The following is a 20,968-nucleotide window of genomic DNA, read 5'->3' on the forward strand; positions in this document are numbered from 1 at the left end:
GCTGCTATTTTGCAGAGGGAATAAGAGACTTTGTCGAAAATCGCTTATTGTTAAAATAACGTGCGATTAATATACGCTAACGTGCGATTATCTAATATAACGTGTGAATATTTCTTTTAACGTGCGATTATCAACAATCGACATTGAATAGGATTCAAAAAGGAGGTCTCCAGCTGGAGACCTCCTTTTCTTATGAGCTTTTTCGAATGGAATACAGGCTTTTTTCAAGTGTTGCCCTGTTTTTTGAAGTGATTTCATCTTTTCTTGGAATCGGCTTATAGATGCTAGCTTCATCTTCCCATGTACGAGGCAATGGATGCTTGGCTTCTTCATCCCAGCGTGTAAGCCAGCCCTCTGCGATCGGACCAGCAGGTAAATGATCATTCATTACACACCATAAGTATGACCATGCTCTCGGCACGACACGCCAAATATCATATCCGCCTCCGCCTGTTGCTATCCAGCGCCCGCCACAGTACTTGTCTGCTACTTCTTTTGCTATTCTTGGTATTTCAGCATAGGTTTTCATCGTAACAGATAAGTGGGTTAGAGGATCATAATAGTGAGCGTCCGCCCCATTCTGGGTGATGATAACATCGGGTTTAAAAAAGTCAGCAACTTCCCATAGGCTCTTTTCATAGCATTCTAAAAATGAATCATCTTCAGTAAAGGCATCAACAGGAACGTTAAAAGAATAGCCATACCCTTTCCCCGCACCTTTTTCATGAATGGAGCCTGTTCCTGGGAATAAATATCTTCCCGTTTCATGAATTGATAACGTGCATACATCAGGATCGTCATAAAAAGCCCATTGCACACCGTCGCCGTGATGTGCATCTGTATCTACATACAGTACACGTGCTTTATACTTTTTCTTCATATATTCAATAGCGATTGAGCTGTCATTGTAGATACAAAAACCGGATGCTTTACCTCTAAACCCGTGATGAAGTCCTCCGCTCAAACTGAGTGCATGCTTTGCTTTACCTTCCATGACCCAATCGACGGCCGTAAGTGTAGCTCCAACAATCCAGCTGCTTGCTTCATGCATGTTTTGGAAGATCGGTGTATCTTCCGTGCCAAGTCCATAATTAAGTCCGATTTCTTTACTAAGCTTTCCTTCTCCCGCTTTTTTAACGGCCTCCACATAACCTTTGTCATGAATGAGCATGATTTCCTCGTCTGTTGCCTGTCTAGGAAGGACAATCTTGCTGTCATCAAGACAGCCTGATTCTCTTAATAGTTCATAAGCCAGCTGAACTCTAAGCTGATTGAAGGGATGGGTATCATTGAATTTATAGCCTAAGAGGTCTGGTGAATAAACAAAGACAGAATCATTTGCCATTGTTCTCACCTGGAACAGGAGGCCATTTTACTTCATAGCCATGATCTATTAAATGTTCAATCACGGGGAGAGGGTTCATTGTTCCCACTCTGAAAACAACGATCTTCTCTTTTTCATCATGAGAAGGGTAAACGAGTACAGAGCTGATATTTAAATGAAAATCCTTTAATACACTGGCAACTTTCGCCAGCTGGCCTGCTTCGTTAGGTACAGCAACTTCCAAATGAGAGCCTGGCTGATGAGTTCCTGTTAATTGAATAAATGCATGAAGCATTTCACGTTCCGTGACCAAACCTACTAGTTTGTTATCTTCTAAAACGGGAATGCAGCTAATGTTATGTTCGTAAAAAATAGTTGAGAGCTCTTCTGCAATATCCAATGGATGTGCTGTGAAAACTGCATCTTTCATAATCTTGGACACAGGCTTCTGAAAGTCTTCTGGATGTTCATTTTGATGAAAAATCGATGGACTTGCATCTTTTACTTCCCGGTCAGTAACTAGACCCAACAAATTGCGGCTGTCATCCACAACAGGAAGGTAACGTACATCTTTTTCAAGCATAAGTTTAAGGGCTGTTCCAATCGTTTCTTCCGCATGAATTGTCACTGTGTTCTTTTGCATCATATTTTGAACGATCACAATATACCACTCCCAAATAAATTCTCTCTCTATATTCAGTAGAATTAATACATAAACCGATTCTTAAAACGGATTCGATCAAACCGCTGCACGCTATCCATGTCGATTCGCTTTCCGATACGCACCATTAAACAGTTTGCAGGATGTGAACTGATTTCAGGATCATCGGTAGCCATATATTCCAGGTCACCTGCATTCATCATTTTTTCCATGATCTTTCGATAATCCCAAACAGAAAGCTTCGTTCCTTTTAAATCCCAATGCCAATAATACTCAGTTGTGATAATGATGTAATCTTCCATCGCATCATCCATCATCGAAACTTTTAAAAGTGTTTTGCCAACCTTGAAATTTCGATAATCAGGTATTACTTCAATAGCTCCAAGCTCAAGCAGATTTTCCATGTTGCCCTCTGACCATCGTTCAAGAGGATCAGGATACACGTATGTAACATAGCCGATAACGGTATCTTTATTTCTTGCGATAATAATTCTTCCTTCATCCAGCTTAGCGATTTCAGTAACCGCTTTTTTCTGCTCGTTAGCTGGTCTGAACGCTTTTAGATCCTCATGAAAATAAAGACCTTTCAGTGTTTCGGCTGACACGGGTCCTTCAACGGTTATTGTGCCATGAGATGTTTTTAATGCTACGCAGTTATATGTTTTATTGTGTTTCATGTCTACACCACCTAGGATTGTTTCCACCTTCTATTATACATGATATCGGGGCATTGTAAGGGGTTTCATAAGCCTTTTTATAGATAGTTCTAATAAGTTAAAAAATTTTGATAATATGTTATACTTGAAGAGATATTCAATAGGGAAGGGAGAAATAGCAATGAAACTGGAAGCGCTTCCGATAATAAAAGGTGATTTTAATTTACAAGATTATGAGGCAGCATACGGAGCATTTGATTGGAAAGACATTGAAAAAGAATTCTCCTGGCATAAGACAGGTCGAGTAAATATGGCGTATGAAGCCATTGACCGTCATGCTGCATCCCATCGAAAAAACAAAGTCGCTCTCTATTTTTCAGATCAAAAGAGGGACGAGAAGTACACGTTTAAAGAAATGAAGGAAATGTCCAATAAAGCAGGAAACATGCTGCGCCAGTTAGGAGTAGAAAAAGGGGATCGTGTTTTTATTTTTATGCCGCGTTCACCTGAGCTTTATTTCGCATTCCTAGGTTCTGTCAAATTAGGAGCCATTGTTGGTCCGCTCTTTGAAGCATTTATGGAAGGTGCGGTAAGAGACAGACTTGAAGACAGTGAAGCGAAAGTACTGGTAACAACTCCTTCGCTGTTAGAACGTGTACCTGTGAATGAACTGCCAAACTTAAAACATGTAATTCTTGTTGGAGAAGACGTGAAAGAAGAAGGTCCATATGTAAGTTACTATGATCGCATGGCTAAAGCCTCTAAAGATCTCGATATTGAATGGGTTGACCGTGAAGATGGATTAATCCTTCATTATACATCAGGTTCAACAGGTAAGCCGAAAGGTGTGCTGCATGTACACAACGCAATGCTGCAGCACTATCAGACTTCTAAATGGGTTCTAGATTTAAAAGAGGAAGATGTATACTGGTGTACAGCAGACCCAGGCTGGGTAACTGGAACTTCTTATGGCATCTTTGGACCATGGCTGAACGGTGCTTCCAGTGTCATAAGAGGAGGACGCTTTTCACCGGAAGACTGGTATGGAACTATTGCAAAATATGGCGTAACAGTATGGTACAGTGCCCCTACAGCTTTCCGTATGCTGATGGGTGCTGGTGATGAGGTTGTGAAACAATTTGATCTGTCCACTCTGCGTCATATCCTGAGTGTAGGAGAACCTCTAAACCCTGAAGTCGTCCGATGGGGAATGAAGGTATTTAATCTTCGAATTCATGATAACTGGTGGATGACTGAAACTGGTGGCCAATTGATCAGTAACTATCCTGCGATGGAGATTAAACCGGGCTCAATGGGGAAACCATTCCCTGGTGTTGAAGCGGCAATTATTGATGATCAAGATAATATCTTGCCTCCTTACCGCATGGGTAACCTTGCGATTAAAAAGGGCTGGCCGTCAATGATGCGCAAAATTTGGAACAACCCTGAAAAGTATGATTCCTATTTTACTCCTGGTGGCTGGTATGTATCGGGTGATTCAGCTTATATGGATGAAGACGGATATTTCTGGTTCCAGGGTAGAATTGACGATGTGATCATGACTTCAGGAGAACGTGTAGGACCTTTTGAAGTGGAAAGTAAGCTTGTTGAACATCCGGCTGTAGCAGAAGCAGGTGTAATTGGTAAACCTGATCCTGTGCGAGGTGAAATTATCAAAGCATTCATCGCCTTGCGTTCTGGCTATGAACCGAACGACGAGCTCATTGAAGAGATTAGAAGTTTTGTTAAATCAGGACTAGCAGCACATGCGGCTCCTCGTGAGATCGAATTCCGCGATAAGCTTCCTAAAACACGAAGCGGTAAAATTATGCGCCGTGTACTAAAAGCTTGGGAGCTTGATCTTCCAACAGGTGACCTTTCAACAATGGAAGACTAAAAGTATAAAAGAAAACAAAAACCCTCGAATCAATTCGAGGGTTTTTTGTCTTTCTTATTATTACCTTGTGTCGTTGCTGGAGGTGGATCTCCTGTGCCTGGATCAGTTGGAGGCGGTGGAGGGTCCTGTGGCTTGTCTGGTTTATCTCCGTCTCCGCCAGGCGGTGGCGGAGGAGTTCCGGGTTCTGCAGGCGGTTTCTTTTCCCCGACTTGAACCTTTGTCTGAGCAGCTGATTCTTTTCCAGCAATATCAACCGCTGTAACATAGACGACTCCGTTAGAGACTTTCGCAGATGTTTTATCTGCTGCAACTGAACCTATTTTCTTAAAGGACTTGCCATCTGCTGAATGGTAGATTCGGTAGCCGATTACATCATTCTCACCATGAGCAGACCATGATAATACGCCATCGGACATTTTCGCTCCTGCAACAGGCGAAGGGACTTTTCCATTCTCTTTTAATTCTTTCTCAGGAACGATGTTGCTCAAGAGATCAATTTTCTGAGTTAGCTTATTCAGTGTTTCTAATCCGAGTTCCTTTAAGAACTCTTCTTTAATAAGTACACCCTCTTTAGTAAATTCTTCAGGTGTAGTAGGCAGTGCTTTATATTTTGCGTCTCCGACAACTACATAACGGCCTTTTGTTAAGGTATCATCTACTTCTTTAGGAGTAAACTTGGCATTGAACAAATCAGTTGTCACAAGACCCGCACTTCGGCAAAGATCTGATGGAAGTTTGCCAGAGATTCCGCAGATTTCACGTCGCACAATTCCTGATGGCATCGCAAATCTTTGTTCTGGGTCAACTAATTGAGGTGCATGTTTATGTGCTGCATTAATAAGCTGAGCCCATATGGTCTGATTTCTTTGGCCTGTGTTACCAGCTAAATCAGCAGGTGTGTCATATCCGATCCAAACTCCGAATGTCACATTAGGGTTAGAGGCTACAAACCATGAATCTTTGTCTTCATTGGTAGTTCCTGTCTTGCCAGCCCAATCAGACTGGAATGCAAGTTTTCGAGGTACACCTGCTGCAGTACCAGATGAAAGTACATCTCTCATCATATCAATCATTAGATAGGCCGTCTGCGGGCTATAAACCTGTTTCGGTTCACTCTTGTGCTGATAGATAACTTCACCGTCATTTGTTTCAATTCTATCAATCATATAAGCATCAACAAATTTCCCGCTGTTTGCAAATGTAGAAAAAGCATTTACGTTTTCTTCAACAGTAACCCCAATATCAAGAGCACCAAGCGCCATTGCAGTATGGGCTCTATCACCTTTAGTAAGAGTAGTAACCCCCATTTGAATCAGCTTTTCAGTAGCTTTCGCATGGTCTACTCTTTGATAAGATCTGATAGCAGGAATATTTCTAGATTTCTTAAGTGAATGACGAACAGATACTAGACCATCGAAATCTTTATCGTAGTTGTTAGGTTTCCAACCATTTATGTCGATTGGTGTATCAGGTACGATTGTTCCTGGCTGAACTTTACCTGTTTCAACCGCATATGAATAGGCAAGCAATGGTTTCATCGTTGAACCGTTTTGTCTAGGTGCGCTTGTCGCGTGGTTCGTTTGTTCTCTATTAAAATCACGTCCGCCAACAAAACTGATTATCTTTCCAGTTTTATTATCAATTAATGTCGCTCCAACTTCTTCAGGCTGAGGCTTTTCAAGTTTAATTCGCTGACCTTTATTGTTGTATACATATTGATTTGCTGGTCCGAATAAACCATCATTCTTAACTACCTGCTGCATTTCATCATATATTTTTTGGTTGATCGTGGTATGAATTTTAATTCCTTTTTGCCTGATTTGAGTACGTGCATTGTCTTTATATTCTTTTAATTCTTCAGGGCTTAGTTCTTCTACTTTTTTACCGTCTTTTTCAGCCTCTAATTTGGTGAGAACTTCAACTGTACGTTTTTGTATTTCAACGGTTAAAAACGGATACTTTTCAAAAGAAGATTGCTTATTAGTCGTTAAATTTTTCTTAATGTCATATTTAATCGCTTCATCGTATTCAGCTTGTGTAATCGAGCCAGCTGATAGCATGCGGTTTAGGACAGTTTTCATCCGTTTTAATCCTGCTGAAATATCTTCTTTTGGCTCACCGCCATTGTTGAAAGGCGTGTACACGAACGGGTTCTTTGGAAGTCCTGCTATGTAAGCGGATTGTGCCAGATTAAGCTTGGAAGCTTCTACTCCAAATATACCTTCAGATGCTGCCTGTATTCCTGCCACGTTTCGTCCAGAAGAATTCCGGCCATAAGGGACGATATTGAGATATGCCTCAAGGATCTCATCTTTCTTTAACACTTTTTCAAGTCGCATAGCTAGAAGTATTTCTTTTGCTTTTCTATCAAATGAAACTTCATTTGTAAGAATCTGATTTTTTATTAACTGCTGTGTCAGCGTACTTCCGCCTGTTACGATTGCGGCTCCTGAAAATTCTTCATACATCGCACGCAGAATCGCTTTTGGCACTATGCCTTTATGTTCATAAAAATATTGATCTTCTGTAGAGATAATTGCTTTAATTACGTATGGAGAAACGTCTTTTAATTTAATTTCTTGCCTGTCCAAGTCTGATTGAAGTTTACCCATGTATTGATCGTTATCAAAATAAACAGTACTTGTTTCCTCGTAATTATAGATGTCTTCTTTCATAGCTGAGTAAGCGCGTACGGGTTCATCCTTTACTAGTGAGGCAAAGAATCCTGCTCCTACTCCTGCTGCGAAAACACCACCCAAAACAAGAAGAACGGTAACGATCAAAAACATGTTCCAAGTAACGTTATATGTAATTCGTGCTGTTCGAATAATACTTTTTTCATTCAAAAAGTGGACAAATTTCTCCCATTTTTGTTTAAGTCCATCAAAATGAGACATCATTTGGTACTCCCCCCCTGTGTATAAGTATAACATACGGTCGAATTGTGAAAATGGGCAGTTTTTTTGAAATTATAAGATTGACATGAATTTCGTCCATATGGTAAAAATAAAAGAACAATAATAATGATATAGCTAAGATAGGAATAAGTAGCAGATGTCTCCCTGTTTCAGAAAGCTGGTGGTTGATGCAAACCAGCACAAAGGCAGTTTGTGAATTACCTCCTGGAGCTTTCCTTGTGAACCGTTAAGTAGCAAGGAACGGATAGAAACCGTTACGAAATGAAGTGAAAAGCTTTTTTTATCGAGCTTTTAATTAGGGTGGTACCGCGAGATTGTAATCACGTCCCTTTCAATTTGAAAGGGACTTTTTTTATGCCATTAAAAAGAGAAAGGAAAGAAAGAGATGAACATTTTACAAGACTTAGAATTTAGAGGTCTTCTTAATCAGGTTACAGATCGAGAAGGACTTGAACAAGAACTTGAAAGCGGGAAAGTAAAGCTCTACTGCGGATTTGACCCTACCGCTGACAGTCTCCATATTGGTAACTTACTTCCGATTCTTACATTAAAAAGATTTCAGGAAGCTGGGCATCAGCCTTTTGCTCTTGTCGGGGGAGGTACAGGTCTGATTGGGGATCCAAGCGGAAGACAGACAGAAAGAACATTAAACGAAGCTGAAATCGTTGTTCAATGGACAGAAAAAATTAAAAGCCAGCTTTCCAGACTTCTTGATTTTGAAAGAGAAGGTAACCCGGCAAATACAGTGAATAACTACGATTGGCTTAGTCAGCTGACAATGATTGAATTCTTGCGTGATGTAGGGAAGAACTTCTCAATAAACTACATGCTTGCCAAGGATTCTGTAGATTCACGTTTAGAAGGCGGTATTTCTTTTACTGAGTTTTCATACATGATTTTACAGTCATATGACTTCTTAAATCTTTTCCAAAAAGAAGATATAAAGCTGCAGATCGGCGGAAGTGATCAATGGGGCAACATTACGGCCGGAATGGAGTTAATCAGACGATCCGGAGAAGAAGAGAAGGCTTTTGGATTGACGATTCCTTTGATTACTAAAGCGGATGGCACAAAGTTTGGGAAAACAGCATCAGGTACGATTTGGTTAGATGCTGACAAAACGACTCCATATGAGTTCTACCAGTTCTGGGTGAATGCAGCAGATGCTGACGTTATTAATTGGCTGAAATACTTTACATTCTTATCTCAGGACCAGATTGCAGAACTTGAAAAATCAATGGCTGAAGCTCCTGAAAAGCGTGAAGCACAAAAAGCTTTAGGGCGTGAAGTAACAACACTTGTTCATGGAGAAGAAGCGTACCTTCAAGCTGTTAAAATTACTGAAGCATTATTCAGCGGGAATCTTAGCGACCTTACAGCAAATGAAATTGAACAAGGATTTAAAGATGTTCCATCGTTTTCTGTAGAGAATCAAGCAGACATGAACATTGTAGATCTTCTGGTTGAAGCAAAGATTTCTCCATCTAAGCGTCAGGCAAGAGAAGACGTAACTAACGGTGCGGTATCAGTAAATGGTGAAAAGGTTCAAGACCTCTCATACACGATTGATTCGAAAGACAGAATCGAAAACCGTTTTGTTATCCTCAGAAGAGGGAAGAAGAAGTACACATTAATCAGATACTAAATATATAGTGGAAAGAACCCTTTAACATAGGGTTCTTCTCTATTTACGGAAAAGGATGTGCGGTCATGAAAAGAATTCAAATTGCAGAAGATCTTTCTTTCTCACAAATCATTCATGGACACTGGCGATTAGCTGAATGGAACTTAACGTCTGAAGAATTACTGAATCTTATGGAGCAATGTATAGAAGCAGGCATTACGACATTCGATCATGCAGATATTTATGGGAATTATATGTGTGAAGAAATCTTTGGACAAGCTCTTGCTCTAAAACCATCATTAAGAAAAGAGATCCAAATCGTTACAAAATGCGGGATTAAACTGGTATCGGAAAACAGACCTCACCATAAGATAAAATCCTACGACACAAGCAAAGAACATATCATCTCGTCTGCTGAGAATTCCTTGCAAAAGATGAACACAGATTATCTGGATGTTCTTTTGATTCACCGTCCAGATCCTTTTATGGATCCGTACGAAACGGCTGAAGCTTTTCATCAATTAAAAGAAGAAGGAAAAGTAAGGCACTTTGGGGTTTCTAATTTCACACCGCCCCAAATGGAGATGCTGCAGCGTGAATTCAATGGACCATTGGTGACAAATCAGATCGAACTATCAGTGCTGCATGAACAGCCATTCTTTGATGGCACGATCAACTACCTCCAAAAAGAATATATTAAACCAATGGCTTGGTCTCCTTTAGCTGGAGGGAAACTTTTTAAAGGACAGGATGAAAAAAGCCTTAAAGCAAGGAACGTCCTTGAGAAAGTAGCTAAAGAAACAGGTGCTGAATCGATAGATGAGGTTGCTTATGCATGGCTTCTGGTTCATCCGGCACAAGTAATGCCGATCGTTGGCAGCGGACAAATGAATCGGATTCAGTCAGCGGTCAATGCCGCAAATATCACATTAACACGTGAACAATGGTTTGATATCCTTCAAGAAAGTATGGGAAAAGAAGTAGATTAACACTAGCTTGAACCTCTTAACGAATGAAATTCTGTTAAGAGGTTTTTTTATTTATCCAAAATCAGCTATATAATTAGTAATGAATAACTAAATAGTATAATATTAGAAATAAAAACTACTTAAATGGGGAAACGAAATGGCATTGATCATGGAGAAAAATCACACTACGAGTACACAAGTGTTAAATGAAGGTGCAGTGCTTGCTGCTATCGAAAAATCGGTTGCGATGATTGAATTCACCCCGCAGGGAAAAGTGCTTTGGGCTAACAGCAATTTTGCAAAAACCGTGGAATATGAACAGGGTGAGATGCCAGGTCTGTTACATAAACAATTTTGTACAGAAGAGTTTGCAAGAAGCAAAGAGTATGATGCCTTTTGGAAAAGCTTGCGTGAAGGAAAGACTTTTCAGGAAAAGATACAAAGGGTTACAAAATCAAACCGGTTGATCTGGCTGGAAGCAACTTATACACCAGTAAGAGATGAAGATGGTAATGTTATGGCTGTTGTTAAGATTGCAACTGACATAACAGAGAGAGAAGAAAATACGGTAGAAGTCGTCTCTCAATTGCAACAGATGGCGGCAGAACTGCTTAACCGCGCTGAAGAGGGGATCAATAAGAGCGGAGAAGTAGCATCAGCTACTGAGAAGCTTGTTAATGAATCTACTGAGAACCTAGAAATTTTAACTTCATTAAAAAAGCAAGCGGCTTCAATAGAGGATATTGTTAAAACGATTCGAGAAATTGCGACTCAGACCAACCTATTAGCTTTAAATGCAGCTATAGAAGCAGCGCGCGCTGGTGATCATGGAAGAGGCTTTAATGTGGTTGCAGTAGAGGTTCGTAAATTAGCCAACCGCGTACAGGATTCCATTCAGGAAGTTAATTCGCACATTGAAGGTATTTCAAATGAAATAAAAAGAATCAGTGATGTAACCCACCGGTCTCAGCTAGGTATCGCAAACAGTCAAAAGCTTATTACACAAGCCATGGAAGAATTTACAGGAATCGAAACAGCAGCTCGCCAGCTAGACATAAAAGCAAGTAAGTTTAAGGATATATTATAAAAAAGAGCCGTCTGTTTTTTAGACGGCTTTTCTAAATGTATTCTTTTATGCTAAAACTTCTTTGAAGAGTTGATTGGAGTGCAAGGTGTGAGACTCCGGCGGGATCAACGGGACAGGTGAGACCCCGGCAGCGCAAAGCGAAAGGGAGGCTCACCGCACGCCCCGCAGAAAGCGAGCAGCTTGGAGCGGAAATCGACAACTTCCAATTACCTTTAGATGTCCGAAAACAGGCTCTTCTAAAAACTGCTTTTTGCTGTTTTTTTCTTCTTATGCAAGTTGATTGGAGCGTAAGGTGCGAGACTCCTATGGGACGAGCGGTCAGGTGAAGACTCCTAATGGCGCAAAGCGGCAGGAGGCTCACCGCACGCCCCATGGAAAGCGAGCAACCTGAAGCGGAAATCAACTACTATCGAAGAGCAACAACGAAAAGACCTCGAAAAAAGAAAAACCCTGAAACCAATAAAGGTGTCAGGGTTTTTAAACTCTTAACGAGAATAGTATTCAACGATAAGTTGTTCTGTGATCTCAGCTGGAAGTTCAGAACGCTCTGGTAAGCGAGTGAAAGAACCTTCCAATTTGTTTTCGTCAAAAGTTAAGAAGTCAGGTACGAAGTTGTTTACTTCGATTGCTTCTTTAACAGCAGAAAGGTTGCGTGACTTTTCACGAACACCGATTACATCTCCAGCAGATAGACGGTAAGAAGCGATATCAACACGCTTTCCGTTAACTGTGATGTGACCGTGGTTTACTAACTGACGAGCTGCACGGCGAGTGCGAGCAAGACCAAGACGGTAAACAACGTTATCTAAACGAGCTTCTAATAGAGCCATGAAGTTTTCACCATGGATACCAGGCATTTTACCAGCATCATTGAAAATGCGGCGGAATTGACGCTCATTTACACCGTACATGAAACGAAGCTTTTGCTTCTCTTGTAGTTGTAAACCATATTCAGAGATTTTCTTACGTTGAGTAGGACCATGTTGTCCTGGAGCGTAAGGACGCTTAGATAATTCTTTTCCTGTTCCGCTTAGAGAAATTCCAAGACGACGGGAAACTTTCCATGTTGAACCTGTATAACGAGCCATTAATGACTCCTCCTTCACTTGTTTGTTTTGTGTTAAAACAATACAGTGACTATGACCTTTTCAAGAGCTTATTTTGTATGAAAAACACTTTCACTTCAGCAGCCATGAAGCTACACGGTGTTCCTCGATATCAAGAATCAAGGTACAAAATAATAACTGTTGATGGGCACAGTGCTACTTATTTTACACAAAGAACAGTATATACTTTTTTTGACCCTTGTGTCAACCAAGCACGTTATAAACACAAAATATAAGAGGACAATTTGTAAAAAAGTACTCAATCATATATGATAATTATTAGGAAAGCGCTTACATTTTTAAATCGTCCCTAAAAGGAGAAGTTGAAATGGATACAAAACGCTTTGAAACAGAAGTAATTCACAAAGGATACAATGCTTTGCAGCACAATGGGAGTTTGTCTCCTCCAATATTTCAGACCTCTACATTTGTGTTTGATACTGCTGAAACTGGGGCGAGCCGTTTTGCTGGTGAGCAAGAAGGATACATCTATTCACGGTTAAGCAATCCAACTGTTGCGATGCTTGAAGAACGCATTGCTTCCATGGAAAAAGGTGAGAAGGGCCTGGCTTTTGGATCGGGAATGGCAGCAGTATCAGCTATTTTACTTGGTCTTACTAAGACGGGGGATCATATTCTTTGTTCAGAAGGTGTATATGGCTGTACGTTCGGTCTGTTGCAGTTAATGGAAGAAAAATATCACATTACACATGATTTTCACTCCATGAATGATGAAGATTCACTGCGATCGGCTATTACGGATCATACAACTGTCATTTATATAGAGTCACCAATCAATCCGACAATGAAGCTTGTGGATATTGAGATGGTAGCAAGAGTCGCAAAAGAATACAGTATACCTGTTGTAGTAGATAATACATTTTCTTCGCCATACTTGCAGCGACCGCTTGAATTAGGCTGTGATGTTGTCATTCATAGCGCAACCAAATATTTATGCGGCCATGGTGATGTTATAGGCGGTCTGGCAGTAGGAAGCAATGAGCTTATGAGTCATCTTGCCATGACAACGCAAAAAGATATTGGAGGTATCATGTCTCCATTTGATGCATGGCTGCTGCTGCGCGGTATAAAAACATTGCCTGTTCGAATGGACCGGCATTGTGAAAATGCAAAAAAGCTTGCAGAATTGCTTAAAGAACATCCAGCAGTTGAAAAGATACTTTTCCCTGGTGACCTTGAGTTCCCTCAATACGAACTGGCGAATAAACAGATGAAAAATGCAGGAGGACTGATCAGCTTTCAGATTAAAGGAGACAAAGCAGCCGCCCAATCGTTTATGAATTCATTACAAATGATAAAAATTGCGGTTAGTCTTGGTGACGCTGAAACGTTGATTCAGCACCCGGCAACCATGACACATGCGGTGGTTCCTAAGGAAAACAGAAAGCAAATGGGGATTACTGATCAGCTTCTTCGCTTATCCGTTGGATTGGAAGCTTGGGAAGATATCTGGAGTGACCTGGAACAGGCATTGAATAGAATCTGATTTGAAAAGATTAATGATGGGGCGAAAATGATTATTAATCGGCGGATTCATGCCGTCTATCGGCGAAAGTTAACAATCTTTCGGTGGAAATGAAGAGTTTTCAGGCGGAAAGCCTCATTTTATCGGCAAAAGTGTAATGGATAAAGAAACATGTACCGTAAAAGAAGTTAATTTAATCAAGAAGGGGCTGACAAGAATAAGGCATTTAAATGCCATTCAAGTCAGCCCCTTCTTATTTGGTTAAATGTATTGAAGCAGAATAGCTGAGAATTTCTCTAGATTCTCTCGATCCACTTCATCGAATCTTTCTTTTTCAGGGCTGTCGATATCTAAAACCCCTAAAAGTTTCCCATTTTTCACAAGTGGAACGACGATTTCGGATTGAGACGCTGCATCGCATGCGATGTGTCCAGGAAATTCATGTACATCTTTAACGACAAGCGTTTCTTGATTCTGAGCAGAAGTACCACAAACACCTTTTCCTAAAGGGATTCTTACACAAGCCGGAAGTCCTTGAAAAGGTCCTAAGACAAGCTGGTTAGACTCTTCTTCAAATGTGTAGAACCCAACCCAGTTTACTCGATCTAAGAATTGATTCAATAAAGCAGAAGCATTAGCAAGATTTGCTGTTGCATTCGTTTCGCCTTCAAGAAGTGCTGATAGCTGTTTGCATAAAAGATCATAAGCTTTATTTCGGTCTGTACTATATTGTTGAACGGAAAACATCAAGATTCCTCCAAACCTGATAAATTGTTTATTCTATCCTATCAAATTATGTTGAACTATACACCCTTGAGCCCTTATTTGTCGAGCGATTATTAAAGGTTTATGTCTTCCGCCCAAGAATTTTATACATTAAGGAAGGAAGGTGAAAAAAATGAAGAGAGATCGAGCAGAAACGAAGCTTAAAATTGCTGAAGCAGCCATTTATCTTTTTACAAGCCAAGGGTTTAAAGGTACGACTGTAAGGCAGATCGCAAAAAAAGCAGATGTGAACCTTGCGCTTATCTCATATCACTTTGGCGGTAAAAAGGGGTTGCTTGAAGAACTGATCACTTCATTTTTTGAAGGATATATCAGAAGAATCGAGATCGTTTATCATACCTCGAGCTCTTCATCCGTTAAAGGCAGTTTTATTGAACTTGTTGAGACGCTATTGGTTTACCAGCAAAAGAACCTGCCACTTGCTCGATTCGTCTATCGAGAGATGACGCTTGATTCAACTCTTGTTCGAGAGCTAATGTCGACCTACCTTTTAAAAGAAAAATATTTTTTGCAAACGATGTTTGAAAAAGGTATGAAGAAAAAGGAGTTCCGGAAACAGCCGATAGATTTTTTGACGATTCAATTCAAAGATATGATGATGCTGCCATTTTTACATCCTTTGTATTTATCTGAAGTCTATCAGATTTCAGCTGAAACGGAGACGTTCATTAAACCATACAAAAAGTGGATGATTAATTGGTTTGATAAGTGCGTCTGTCAGACCGAAAGAAAAAATCCACTGTTGTCTGCTGTCCAAGCGCCATTATTTGGCTCTATCCAAGAGAAGTGGGGAAGTTAATGTTGCATATGGGTCTAGCTGTTGAAATCCTTGACCGAGTCCCTTAGCGCTATGGGCGTCTGACCCGTATACGAGAGGGATTTTTCTTTTTTGTGCTTCTTTTATAATCCAGCTTGGGGGATACGGTTCACCACAAAAAGGTTTAACAACACCGGCACCATTATAGTCTAGAGACATTCCGCGTTCAGAGATTTCAAGCAGAATATTATTTATATCTTCTTCGATACCGAAATCTGCTGGGAACAGCTTCTGAAACTTTTTAGCTAGGGTTATATGACCGATTCTAAGCGGCTGAAAGTTTCCAAATGAGTGTTTAACCGACTTTTCAACCGCAGAAAAATACTGTTTATAAACAGATGCTAAACTGCCCGATTTCCTGATCATCTCTTCAAAAACCTTCTCGTCATAATCCATGCAAAAATGTTTTCCCTCGATCTGCAGAAAGTGAACAGAAAGTATGGCATCGTCCAGTTCTGGCCAGACTTCACGAAGCAATTGTTCTGTTTCCAGTTCATATCCCTCAATATAGTCAATTTCCAAACCTGATTTAATCGTAATGAATTTTTGGTAAGTCTTTTTTACTTCCTGCAGCTTTTGAAAATAATGAGTCAGATCTGAATACAGCATGGCACTGTCTTTAGCAGGAGCAGGATCAGCAAAATTTTTAGGTAACGGGGCATGTTCGGTAAACGAGATCCCTTTTATACCTAGAGATATAGCTCTTTCAATATACTTTTCGAATGAGTTATCAGACCCATGCGGACAAAACGGAGTATGGACGTGTCCATCATAATACAACCTTTTTCCTCCTCCTTTCGACAAAATCTTCATTAATTTGGAAAAAATTTATCAAATTATGCAATTTTTTTGCGTCAAATGTGTGTTTACATGTTATCATAAAAGCATTAAACTGCAATTTTATACACAAATAAACCTATTAAATAAAAAATGAAATTATTAATACATAATACAGGGAATTAAAGAAATAGAACAGTAGAAGGGGTGCCTCTAATGATATACATAGTCATTGCCATAGTTACATTCCTAGCATTAATCCTTTACGGTACCATGTCGCGCCGAAGAATATATAAAGAAATCGACCGCTTGGAAGCATGGAAAATGCAAATTATGAACCGTCCATTAACAGAAGAAATATCAAAAGTTAAGGGAATGGCGATGATCGGGGAAACGGAAGAAAAGTTTGAAATGTGGCGTCAGGAATGGGATGAGATGGTTACGACCCACCTTCCAAATTTAGAAGAAGACCTGTTTGATGCAGAAGAGTATACGGACAAATATCGTTTTAAAAAAGCACGCACCATTTTGAGTAGTGTAAATAACGCACTAGAAGGCATGGATACCAGAATGAAAGAAATAACTTCTGAAATCAATGAATTGGTGACGAGTGAAGAACTTAATAGGGAAGAAATCGTAGAAGCGAAAGAAAAGCTTCAGGAGACAAAAAAGTATTATTTAACACATATTCGCGCTCTTGGACAAACAGCGACGCTTTTTGATAAAGAATTAGATGAAATTAAATCACTGTTTGAGAATTTTGAAGCACTTACGGTTCAAGGCAGCCATCTCGAAGCGAGACAAAAACTTGTTGAAAGTTTAAACCGCATATCTGAGTGCAAGACCAAGATGCAAGGTGTTCCTGAGCTACTTGTTATCTTGCAATCTGACATACCAGTATCTTTAAAAGAGCTTAGTGCAGGCTTTGTTGAGATGGAACAGCAAGGGTATGTACTGCATCACATTGGAATTGAAAAAGAGATCTCCTCTTTAAAAGAATTAAATGAAACAGCATTAAATAAAGTGTTTGAATTGGAACTAGAGTCAGCTCAAAAAGATATGGACGAGCTTATTCAGAAAATGGATCAGCTTTATGAAATGCTTGAAAATGAAGTTCATTCCAAACAGTTTGTTATGAAAGAGAGAGAAATCTTTACATCTAACATTCAGAATCTGCAGGAACGGATTGAAAATCTTAAAGTGGAAACAGAAGTTGTTTCTTCCACTTATTTAATTGAACAGAATGAAGCGGATATGCAAAAGAAAATTGAAAAGCTTTTCCACAAGCTGCAAAGCCGATTCATTATTATTCAAGAATCAATCGATGAGAAAAAAGAGTCCTTTTCTGTTATTCGCGAAATGATGGAAGAAATGCAGAAACAAATGGAAGAACTGCAGCGTTCTCAAAAGGTGTATGAAGAGATGCTTCATAATCTGAGAAAAGATGAATTAGAGACAAAGCAGAGTCTTAAAGAATTAAGAAGAAAGCTTCTTGAAGCAAGACGAATGGTTCAAAAAAGCAATCTTCCTGGTCTTCCGGAACATTATCTAATTACGATTGGTAAAGCAGAAGAATACATCATAGAAGTTTCAAAAAAGCTGGATGAAAAGCCTTTGGAAATGTCTGATGTATCCTATGTACTAAATAAGGCTCATGATGCTGTGAACGAAGGATATGAAGAAACGTCTCAAATGATCGAGAATGCATTCCTGGCAGAAAAACTTATTCAATATGGAAACAGATTTAGAAGTTCATATCAAACGGTTTCCATAAGATTGATTGAAGCTGAAATTGCGTTCCGAAACTATCAGTATGATGACGCACTTCAGATTGCTGCTTCGGCGATCGAAAGTGTGCAGCCAGGAATACTAAAAGAAATGGAAATCAATATGAAATCACATGTATAAGAACTGTCAGGATCTATTTCCTGCAGTTTTTTTACTGTTGTAAAAGAGTGAATTTTACCCTATTGCAAAGACTATTTAGTAGGATTTGCATAGATGCCACGGTGTTTGAATTATGATATGATATTGTAATGTGCATTTGGGGACGGTATGTTTTAATTGGAGGATTCAACGATGATTTATCTCGATAATAGTGCCACGACGAAGCCCTATAAAGAAGTGCTTGATACCTTTTTAACGGTTTCTGAAAAATATTTTGCTAATCCATCTTCACTCCATTCTAAAGGGGGAGAAGCGGAGAATCTGCTTACAGCTGCAAGAAAATCGATTTCAGCTTTATTAGATGTGCAGCCATCTGAAATTGTTTTCACCTCAGGTGGAACCGAGGGTAACAATATTGCTATAAAAGGAATAGCTTTTCAGCATCAGAACCGCGGAAAACATCTAATTACTACAGCGGTAGAACATGCATCATCTTATGAGTCATTTCAATACTTAGAAACACAGGGCTTTGAAGTAACTTATTTGCCAGTAGATGAGGCAGGTGTGGTTTCAATAGAAGATCTAAAGGAAGCATTACGCCCAGAGACAGTTCTCGTTTCGATGCTTCATGTAAATAATGAGACCGGAACGATTCAGCCTATTGAAGAAATCGGTAAGATTTTAAAAGAACATAAAAAGATCTTTTTCCATGTCGATAATGTACAAGGAATCGGGAAAGTTCCTCTGCAGTTAAAAGAATGGGGAATAGACCTTTGCACCATTTCTGCTCATAAAATACACGGCTTGAAGGGCACGGGTTTGCTCTATATCAAAAATGGTGTAACTCTATCTGCCCTTTTTACAGGCGGTGAACAAGAATATCGAAAGCGTGCAGGAACAGAGAATGTGGCTGGAATTGCATCCATGGCAAAGGCTTTACGGTTGACTCTGGATGAGATGCGCATTAAAAAAGAAAAGATGCTGGAAGTAAAGCAAGTATTTACAGAAGGTTTGAAAAATATAGAAGGGGTAGAGCTCAATACACCAGAGAAACATTCAGCTCCTCATATTGTTAATTTTTCTGTAGAAGGCATTAAACCAGAGGTGCTGATTCACGCACTTGATAAAAGGAATATATTTGTTTCGACAAGGTCGGCATGTTCTTCGAAACAAGGAGGAGCAAGCAGGATCCTATTGGAAATGGGTCTTGACGAACGACGCGCCTCGACTGCGATTCGTATCAGCACATCGTACGACAACACATTAGAAGAGGCAAAAAACACTTTAAAAGTATTGGAAGAAGAAATTTTAAATTTTAAAAAGGTAATGAGGTAATATAAATGCTTTATGATCATTTAGTAGTACGTTATGGAGAATTATCTCTAAAAGGGAAGAACAGAAGACATTTCGAATCCCAATTATTTGTCACTGTAAAAAGAAAGCTACGTCAATATGACAAACTTAAAATGGCTAAATTATTTGACCAAATTGTTGTTGAATTGAATGGCGAGCCACATGAGCCTGTTGTAAAAGCACTTCAGGACATCTTTGGTATTCACTCGATCAGCCTTGCACTTAGAGCAGAAAATGATTTAGCAGAAATCCAAAAAGCAGCTTTACTTGCACTTAAAGAAGCGATGATTCAAAAAGGGACTTTTAAAGTAACAGGAAAGCGTTCATTAAAATCCTTTCCTGTAAACTCCATGCAGCTTAACCGTGAAGTAGGCGGTTATCTTTTAGAGCATACAGATGGCCTTACAGTTGATGTTCATAATCCTGATGTAAATGTGAAAGTAGAAGTTAAAGATACAGGGACGTACATCAGCTGCCAGACTTTTGAGGGTGCTGGCGGTCTGCCGATAGGTGTTGGAGGAAAAGCAATGCTCATGCTTTCTGGCGGAATTGACAGTCCTGTTGCAGGATATCTAACAATGAAACGCGGAGTCCGCATTGAAGGAGTTCATTTTCACAGCCCACCGTTTACAAGTGAACGCGCTAAACAAAAAGTTGTTGATCTTACACAGGAACTGACACGCTATAGCGGAGGGAAGATCAAACTTCATATCGTTCCGTTTACAACGATTCAGCAAACGATTAAAGACAAAATTCCTGCTAGCTACAGCATGACCATCATGAGACGTGTAATGTTGAGAATTACGGAAAAGCTCGCTGAAAATAACCATGCAATGGCGATTGCGAACGGAGAAAATTTGGGACAGGTAGCCAGCCAGACGATGCACAGCATGTACGCGATAAACGAAGTAACAAACATGCCGATTCTGCGTCCTGTTATCACGATGGATAAGCAGGAAATCATGAATATCTCCCATAAGATCGGAACTTATGATATCTCGATTCGTCCATACGAAGACTGTTGCACAATCTTTTTGCCATCTGCTCCAAAAACAAAGCCAAAGCGTGAAAAGGCCATACGGTTTGAACAAAATATCGAAAACCTTGAAGAACTCGTTGAAGAAGCCGTTCAGAATGTGGAAACCATCATTCTTGAAGAAGGCAAGACAACTGAAAATACATTTGAAGATTTGTTCTAATAAAAGCCTGCACATTTTTGGTGCAGGCTTTTATTATTGACAAAACCTTATGAAATGGCAATACTCACAACAATTTCCAAGAATTGAAACGGCCATTTCGTCACACATTATTAGTACAAAGGAGGTGAAACAAAATGGCAAACCAAAGCAACCAATTAGTAGTGCCAGGTGCACAACAAGCTGTTGACCAAATGAAATATGAAATCGCTTCTGAATTCGGTGTAAACCTTGGACCAGATTCAACTTCTCGTGCTAACGGATCTGTAGGTGGAGAAATCACTAAGCGTCTAGTAGCTCAAGCTCTAGGTGGATACAAAAAATAAATAATAAATGGCTAACGGAGCGGGTTGTCCCCGCTCCTTTTTAATTTGTTATTATTTGCTGACGAAATTTTAAAAATTTTCTAAAATATATTATAATGT

General features: G+C 39.7%; 17 protein-coding genes and 1 other annotated feature. Of the genes, 10 read left to right on the top strand and 7 right to left on the bottom strand.

What is annotated here, in order from left to right; all coding sequences use genetic code 11:
- Positions 1-190 precede the first annotated feature (190 nt).
- The 3 genes from EV282_RS05355 to EV282_RS05365 are packed head-to-tail and all read right to left on the bottom strand — an operon-like array spanning position 191 to position 2,662.
- Positions 191-1,345 (bottom strand): acetoin utilization protein AcuC, encoded by a 1,155-nt coding sequence (locus EV282_RS05355; RefSeq protein ID WP_130294414.1) that lies wholly within the window; start codon positions 1,343-1,345, stop codon positions 191-193.
- A complete protein-coding gene (locus EV282_RS05360) occupies positions 1,335-1,985 on the bottom strand; it encodes an acetoin utilization AcuB family protein (RefSeq protein ID WP_130294416.1) in 651 nt (216 codons plus the stop codon). The genes EV282_RS05355 and EV282_RS05360 overlap by 11 nt, the downstream gene beginning before the upstream one ends.
- 44 nt (positions 1,986-2,029) lie before the next feature.
- Positions 2,030-2,662: a GNAT family N-acetyltransferase gene (locus EV282_RS05365; protein WP_130294418.1), complete on the bottom strand. Its 633-nt coding sequence runs from the start codon at positions 2,660-2,662 to the stop codon at positions 2,030-2,032.
- 160 nt (positions 2,663-2,822) lie between these two features.
- On the opposite strand from EV282_RS05365, the gene acsA reads away from it, so the two are divergent.
- Entirely contained in the window at positions 2,823-4,538 is a 1,716-nt protein-coding gene (acsA, locus tag EV282_RS05370) for an acetate--CoA ligase (protein ID WP_130294419.1), read from the top strand.
- Between the two features lie 29 nt (positions 4,539-4,567).
- Here acsA and EV282_RS05375 read toward each other — a convergent pair whose 3' ends face one another.
- Positions 4,568-7,438: a transglycosylase domain-containing protein gene (locus tag EV282_RS05375; RefSeq protein ID WP_242611836.1), complete on the bottom strand. Its 2,871-nt coding sequence runs from the start codon at positions 7,436-7,438 to the stop codon at positions 4,568-4,570.
- A gap of 125 nt (positions 7,439-7,563) precedes the next feature.
- Positions 7,564-7,789: a binding site (T-box leader), on the top strand.
- Between the two features lie 52 nt (positions 7,790-7,841).
- Between EV282_RS05375 and tyrS the strand changes: the two genes are divergently transcribed.
- The 3 genes from tyrS to EV282_RS05390 all read left to right on the top strand — a co-directional run bounded on the left by tyrS (position 7,842) and on the right by EV282_RS05390 (position 11,135).
- Positions 7,842-9,101 carry a tyrosine--tRNA ligase gene (gene tyrS / locus EV282_RS05380; RefSeq protein WP_130294423.1) on the top strand — a complete coding sequence of 420 codons (1,260 nt, stop codon included), beginning with the start codon at positions 7,842-7,844 and terminating at the stop codon, positions 9,099-9,101.
- Between the two features lie 65 nt (positions 9,102-9,166).
- Positions 9,167-10,069 carry an aldo/keto reductase gene (locus EV282_RS05385; RefSeq protein ID WP_130294424.1) on the top strand — a complete coding sequence of 301 codons (903 nt, stop codon included), beginning with the start codon at positions 9,167-9,169 and terminating at the stop codon, positions 10,067-10,069.
- Positions 10,070-10,205: 136 nt separating this feature from the next.
- Positions 10,206-11,135: a methyl-accepting chemotaxis protein gene (locus EV282_RS05390; RefSeq protein WP_130294426.1), complete on the top strand. Its 930-nt coding sequence runs from the start codon at positions 10,206-10,208 to the stop codon at positions 11,133-11,135.
- 485 nt (positions 11,136-11,620) lie between these two features.
- Here the strand turns inward: EV282_RS05390 and rpsD are convergent, their stop codons facing one another.
- Positions 11,621-12,223 carry a 30S ribosomal protein S4 gene (rpsD, locus tag EV282_RS05395; RefSeq protein WP_130294428.1) on the bottom strand — a complete coding sequence of 201 codons (603 nt, stop codon included), beginning with the start codon at positions 12,221-12,223 and terminating at the stop codon, positions 11,621-11,623.
- A gap of 346 nt (positions 12,224-12,569) precedes the next feature.
- Between rpsD and megL the strand changes: the two genes are divergently transcribed.
- The gene (gene megL, locus EV282_RS05400) at positions 12,570-13,748 is read left to right on the top strand and encodes a methionine gamma-lyase (protein ID WP_130294430.1); all 1,179 of its coding nucleotides are present in this window, start codon (positions 12,570-12,572) and stop codon (positions 13,746-13,748) included.
- A 240-nt stretch (positions 13,749-13,988) separates the two neighbouring features.
- Here the strand turns inward: megL and EV282_RS05405 are convergent, their stop codons facing one another.
- Positions 13,989-14,474 (bottom strand): GAF domain-containing protein, encoded by a 486-nt coding sequence (locus EV282_RS05405; RefSeq protein ID WP_130294432.1) that lies wholly within the window; start codon positions 14,472-14,474, stop codon positions 13,989-13,991.
- Positions 14,475-14,625: 151 nt separating this feature from the next.
- Between EV282_RS05405 and refZ the strand changes: the two genes are divergently transcribed.
- The gene (gene refZ / locus EV282_RS05410; RefSeq protein WP_130294434.1) at positions 14,626-15,312 is read left to right on the top strand and encodes a forespore capture DNA-binding protein RefZ; all 687 of its coding nucleotides are present in this window, start codon (positions 14,626-14,628) and stop codon (positions 15,310-15,312) included.
- Here refZ and hisJ read toward each other — a convergent pair.
- On the bottom strand, positions 15,277-16,110 hold the full coding sequence (gene hisJ, locus EV282_RS05415) for a histidinol-phosphatase HisJ (protein ID WP_242611837.1): 834 nt from the start codon (positions 16,108-16,110) through the stop codon (positions 15,277-15,279). The genes refZ and hisJ overlap by 36 nt on opposite strands.
- Before the next feature lie 213 nt (positions 16,111-16,323).
- Between hisJ and ezrA the strand changes: the two genes are divergently transcribed.
- The 4 genes from ezrA to EV282_RS05435 all read left to right on the top strand — a co-directional run bounded on the left by ezrA (position 16,324) and on the right by EV282_RS05435 (position 20,869).
- A complete protein-coding gene (gene ezrA, locus EV282_RS05420) occupies positions 16,324-18,015 on the top strand; it encodes a septation ring formation regulator EzrA (RefSeq protein ID WP_130294438.1) in 1,692 nt (563 codons plus the stop codon).
- Positions 18,016-18,186: 171 nt separating this feature from the next.
- Positions 18,187-19,329 (top strand): cysteine desulfurase family protein, encoded by a 1,143-nt coding sequence (locus EV282_RS05425; RefSeq protein ID WP_130294440.1) that lies wholly within the window; start codon positions 18,187-18,189, stop codon positions 19,327-19,329.
- A gap of 5 nt (positions 19,330-19,334) precedes the next feature.
- On the top strand, positions 19,335-20,546 hold the full coding sequence (gene thiI / locus EV282_RS05430) for a tRNA uracil 4-sulfurtransferase ThiI (RefSeq protein ID WP_130294442.1): 1,212 nt from the start codon (positions 19,335-19,337) through the stop codon (positions 20,544-20,546).
- 134 nt (positions 20,547-20,680) lie between these two features.
- Positions 20,681-20,869, top strand: a complete 189-nt coding sequence (locus EV282_RS05435) for an alpha/beta-type small acid-soluble spore protein (protein ID WP_130294444.1) — start codon at positions 20,681-20,683, stop codon at positions 20,867-20,869.
- The last annotated feature ends 99 nt before the right edge of the window (positions 20,870-20,968 follow it).

Origin of the sequence: Fictibacillus sp. BK138 (genome assembly GCF_004216955.1) — a bacterium.
GTDB lineage: Bacteria > Bacillota > Bacilli > Bacillales > Fictibacillaceae > Fictibacillus.

Bases quoted from the DNA above. Each gene is read 5' to 3' on its own strand.
- EV282_RS05435 (WP_130294444.1), top strand. From the start codon at position 20,681: ATGGCAAACCAAAGCAACCAATTAGTAGTGCCAGGTGCACAACAAGCT.
- refZ (WP_130294434.1), top strand. From the start codon at position 14,626: ATGAAGAGAGATCGAGCAGAAACGAAGCTTAAAATTGCTGAAGCAGCC.
- rpsD (WP_130294428.1), bottom strand. From the start codon at position 12,223: ATGGCTCGTTATACAGGTTCAACATGGAAAGTTTCCCGTCGTCTTGGA.
- ezrA (WP_130294438.1), top strand. From the start codon at position 16,324: ATGATATACATAGTCATTGCCATAGTTACATTCCTAGCATTAATCCTT.
- tyrS (WP_130294423.1), top strand. From the start codon at position 7,842: ATGAACATTTTACAAGACTTAGAATTTAGAGGTCTTCTTAATCAGGTT.
- EV282_RS05425 (WP_130294440.1), top strand. From the start codon at position 18,187: ATGATTTATCTCGATAATAGTGCCACGACGAAGCCCTATAAAGAAGTG.
- megL (WP_130294430.1), top strand. From the start codon at position 12,570: ATGGATACAAAACGCTTTGAAACAGAAGTAATTCACAAAGGATACAAT.
- EV282_RS05375 (WP_242611836.1), bottom strand. From the start codon at position 7,438: ATGATGTCTCATTTTGATGGACTTAAACAAAAATGGGAGAAATTTGTC.
- acsA (WP_130294419.1), top strand. From the start codon at position 2,823: ATGAAACTGGAAGCGCTTCCGATAATAAAAGGTGATTTTAATTTACAA.
- EV282_RS05385 (WP_130294424.1), top strand. From the start codon at position 9,167: ATGAAAAGAATTCAAATTGCAGAAGATCTTTCTTTCTCACAAATCATT.
- EV282_RS05365 (WP_130294418.1), bottom strand. From the start codon at position 2,662: ATGAAACACAATAAAACATATAACTGCGTAGCATTAAAAACATCTCAT.
- EV282_RS05405 (WP_130294432.1), bottom strand. From the start codon at position 14,474: ATGTTTTCCGTTCAACAATATAGTACAGACCGAAATAAAGCTTATGAT.
- EV282_RS05355 (WP_130294414.1), bottom strand. From the start codon at position 1,345: ATGGCAAATGATTCTGTCTTTGTTTATTCACCAGACCTCTTAGGCTAT.
- thiI (WP_130294442.1), top strand. From the start codon at position 19,335: ATGCTTTATGATCATTTAGTAGTACGTTATGGAGAATTATCTCTAAAA.
- EV282_RS05390 (WP_130294426.1), top strand. From the start codon at position 10,206: ATGGCATTGATCATGGAGAAAAATCACACTACGAGTACACAAGTGTTA.